The 3,797-nt window shown below is 67.3% G+C and carries 3 protein-coding genes and 1 pseudogene; 2 read left to right on the top strand and 2 right to left on the bottom strand.

Annotation, left to right across the window (positions count from 1 at the left end):
- Positions 1-621 precede the first annotated feature (621 nt).
- Positions 622-1,257, bottom strand: coding sequence for a sugar phosphate isomerase/epimerase family protein (locus tag ACWD3I_RS49045; RefSeq protein WP_451084463.1), 636 nt, complete (start codon positions 1,255-1,257; stop codon positions 622-624).
- Here ACWD3I_RS49045 and ACWD3I_RS49040 point away from each other — a divergent pair.
- Positions 1,138-1,446 carry a substrate-binding domain-containing protein gene (locus ACWD3I_RS49040; RefSeq protein ID WP_451084464.1) on the top strand — a complete coding sequence of 103 codons (309 nt, stop codon included), beginning with the start codon at positions 1,138-1,140 and terminating at the stop codon, positions 1,444-1,446. The two genes, ACWD3I_RS49045 and ACWD3I_RS49040, sit on opposite strands and share 120 nt — an antisense overlap.
- Positions 1,379-1,573, top strand: a pseudogene (locus tag ACWD3I_RS49035) (hypothetical protein); the annotation flags it as partial. The gene ACWD3I_RS49040 and the pseudogene ACWD3I_RS49035, both read left to right, overlap by 68 nt.
- Before the next feature lie 244 nt (positions 1,574-1,817).
- Here ACWD3I_RS49035 and ACWD3I_RS49030 read toward each other — a convergent pair.
- Entirely contained in the window at positions 1,818-3,500 is a 1,683-nt protein-coding gene (locus ACWD3I_RS49030) for a cellulase family glycosylhydrolase (protein ID WP_365412461.1), read from the bottom strand.
- Positions 3,501-3,797: the final 297 nt, after the last annotated feature.

Here is a 3,797-nt window from a genome sequence, read left to right as displayed (position 1 = left end):
CGGGAATCCTCCCGGACGGGGCAGTCGTCGCTGAAGCAGGAACCCCAGCGGGCGACCGCCGGAATCCCCCGCCTTTAGGCGGGGGAGGAAGTCAAATCCAGGCCCATGCCGCGTGGCTCGCCCTGGCGGCGCTGGCGCACAACGTGACCCGCGCCGCCGTCGCTCTGGCCTCCGCGCTCCATGCCAGGGGCGACCACCGCCACCATCCGTGACCGCCTGATCAACGTGCCCGCCCGCCTGGCCCGCTCCGCCCGCTGCCTCACCCTGCACCTGCCCGAACGCTGGCCCTGGAGCAAGGACTTCACCCAGCTGTTCAGCACGGTGCATGCACCGCTGCCCCCTGGCGCTCCCTGCGAGGCCTGCCCGAAAGGGCCCGAGACCTGTGGACAAAGTGGAAGAGCTGGGCAGACCAGCGGCCACCCCATGCCCGAATCCGAAGCTCAGCCCCAACACGGCCTGCACGACCCCGAAACGATCAAACGGGATTCAAGCCGGTGGAACCGGGCTCAGATCTCTTGGGGCTTGTAGGAGCTGGGTTCGCGCAGGGCGACGCGACCTAGGAGGTCGACGGATTTGGTGACGCCCTCGACGGGGCCACAAGAACGTCCTCGTGCTCGATGCTCAGGACGGTCGTCGTAGCCGGCTCGGCGCAGGGCGAGGCAGAAACCACGCCGCTCCCATCCACATCCGGTGACTGGGGTCGAAGTTGGCGCCGACCACGGGCCCACCCTCCTCGCGCAGGCGCAGGAGGGTGGGGACGTTGTAGACCGCCTGGTGGGCGTGCATCTCCAGAGCGAGCTTGGGTACGCCCCGGTCACGGGAGTGGGCGACGAGGTCTCGCCAGTACGGGACCTCGGTCCATTGCCACTCGAGGATCTGTGTGGTCTCCGGCGGCCAGGAGACCGTGAACCAGTGGGGGTTGGCGTCGCCCGGCCCGCCCGGCAGCCCGGACATCATCATCACGCGGTCGATGCCGAGGAGCGGGGCGAGAGCGATCGTCCTGCGCGCGACCTGGTCGTGCTCGCGGCCGCTGGGCCCGGGGTGCAGGGGGTTGCCTGAGCAGGTGAGGGCGCTGATCGCGAGCCCTCGCTCGGCGACCTTGGCCAGCAGTTCACGGCGCGCTGTCGCTTGTCGAGAATCACCGACCGCGTCCGCCTCGTGCCGGGCGGGCTGTCCGAGGACCACGGCGCGGCAGCCGCACGAACACTCCTCGCCGAGGTTGCTCGCCCCACCGCCGTCCTCGCCTTCAACGACCACTGCGCCATCGGCGTCCTCGACGCCTTCCTGCGCGCCCGTATCCCAGTGCCCGACGAGATCCTCGGTCGTCGGATTCGACGACAGCCACCTCGCCCGCCTCGCCCACGTCCAACTCACCACGGTTGGGCAAGAAGCCCGCCAGCTGGCGCGCCGGGCTGTGAGCCGGGCCGTCGCCCGGCTGGAGGGTGAGGCGGCGGACGACGAACGAGAAGTCGTCGTCACACCACACCTCGTCGTACGAAGCACCACCAGGGCACCTTGCCGCCAGGCGGACGAACGCGGATTTACCGCTCCGCCGACATCCTTTCCTGGCTAGGGGGAACGCGGCATCGTCGCCTGGATCGCCCGGTCGGGCATCGAGTCCTCCGAACAGCTCTGGCGTCACCGTTGGGAGATCGAGCGGTCTCCTGGCTGTTCGGCTCCGCCGCCTCACCATCCGGTAGGAACGAAAAGGCAGCCACCTCGTCGTCTTCCTTGGCCTCGCCGCCACTCTGACCTGCTACAAGAAACGTGCCGAACTCACCACCTGTGATATCGACTCATTCCTGGTGGACCCGTTTTCAGGCAGAGGTGCCCGTGACCGCGGTGCCGGACCTGGTCAGCGTGTACGTCAGGTTCGCCCCGCTCCAGAAGTGGAAGGTGAGGGTCACGGTGGTGTTGTCGGTGACACCGTCGAAGAACGCGGTCGGCAAGGTGATCGTGCCTGCGGTGTAGTCCGGTGTGAAGGCCACATTGAACTGCTGGTACGTCGTCCAGGACTGCGGACCGGCGGCGGTGCCGTCGGCATAGACGGCTTCCATGGTCGCCAACTTGTCTCCGTTGAACGCGGTGGGTATCACCAGCGAGGCTGTCGTACCCGTCGCGCTCGTCAGGACCGGCTTGTCATAGGTGATGACGTTGACGGCCCAAGGAATTCCGTCGGTGAACCGGAGGGACAGGACGGCATTCGTGCCGTACTCCTGCGACGCGGTGAGCCGGCTGAGCGCCGCAGCTGCGATCGTCAGCGTGTTGCCGCTGACGGTGTAGTCCACGCCGCGGATCAGGGGGCGGGTGCCGGCATCGATCCTCAGCAGCCTGGTGCCGCTGGGGTTCAGCGTGATCGTCGCGTCCGTCGGGGTCTTACCCTTGGGCACGAAGAGCTGATCGGTGGACGCGGTGCCGGAGCGCCCGGTCCAGCTCGACCGTATCTGCGCATAGAGGCTCGGGTCGTTCCATTGCAGGGTGCGGCGGTTGAAGCGGCTGCCGTTGTCCCACAGCATCGTGGTCAAGCCCCGGTGGCGCGCGTAGTAGCCGAGATGCTCGAGGTACTTGAGCGTCTCGCCCTGTTCGACCGTGCCGGGGCCGGAGTCCCAGCCGAGCAGCCCGTACTCACCCACGACGACCGGGATCCCCTTGGCCACGAAGGCCCTGTGCAGCAGGTCGAACGTGTCGGTCAGGTCCTGCTGGGTGGCCGCGTTGAAGGTCGTGTAGCCGGCGAGGTTCACGCTGAAGGGCCAGAAGCTGTAGTAGTGGATCGAGGCCACGAGGTTGGGGTCGTCGAGCGCGGAGAAGGTGGCGAGCAGGGTGTCGATCTTGGGCTGATCCGGCGTGTCCCCGAGGGTCGGCATGACGAGCAGGCGGTCGGCATTGCCTCCGCCGGTCGCGCGCACGACGGAGTGGAATGTCGTGTTGAGCTCGTTCATCAGAACGGCGTTCTGCTGATCGCCGGAGCTGCCGGTGAAGAAGGGCTCGTTGATGCTCTCGAAAAGCAGTCGGCGCGGCTCGTCCCGGAAGGTGGCCGCGATCTGCTGCCAGGTGGCCGTGTACTGGGCCAGGACCGCGTCATGCTGGGTCGGCATGTTCGGCACCCACTGCCACGCGTCGCCGTGCATGTTGATCAGAACGTAAAAACCGTCGGCCAAGGCCCAGTCGACCACCTGCTTGATCCTGGCCAGGAACACCGGGTCGAGGGTATAGGTCGGAGCCGGGCCCTCGTGCTGGCCCCAGGTCACCGGGATCCGGATGCTTCTGAAGCCCTGCGCCTTCAGCCTGCGGAAAAACGCCTGGGTCACCCGCGGGTTGCCCCACGCCGTCTCGTCGGCGCCGATGGCCTCGAAGCTGTTGCCCAGATTCCAGCCGGGCTGCATGTTTGCGACTACGTCCAGCGCGGACGCCGACGCGGCGGAAGTAGTGGACCGGGCAGCGGCCTGGGCGGCCGTCGGGATGGACAACGCTGTGACGGCGAGGGCCGCGGAGGTCGTCATGGCCTGGCGGCGAGTGAAACCAGTTGAACTCGGCATAGAACTCTCCATTGAGTCGAAAGTCCTTCCCTATGTCGAAGGCGTCATCGTCGAAGCGCTTCAACACGCTGCGGGAGCCTAGCGCAACCTGCCGACGGAGAGAACGGGCTGATCCGCAGGGAATCTCAACGGAGTTCAAACGGTTGCGCGTCGAAGCGCTTCTCTCCTTGACTTCCTCCCCCGCCTAAAGGCGGGGGATTCCGGCGGTCGCCCGCTGGGGTTCCTGCTTCAGCGACGACTGCCCCGTCCGGGAGGATTCCC

This window comes from Streptomyces sp. NPDC002817 (assembly GCF_053592055.1).
The sequence above is the reverse complement of the archived record's forward strand: the minus strand, read 5'-3'. Positions and strand labels throughout refer to the sequence as shown.

What these genes read in the sequence shown, in the direction of transcription:
- ACWD3I_RS49030 (WP_365412461.1), bottom strand. Translation starts at nt 3,500, where the DNA reads ATGACGACCTCCGCGGCCCTCGCCGTCACAGCGTTGTCCATCCCGACG.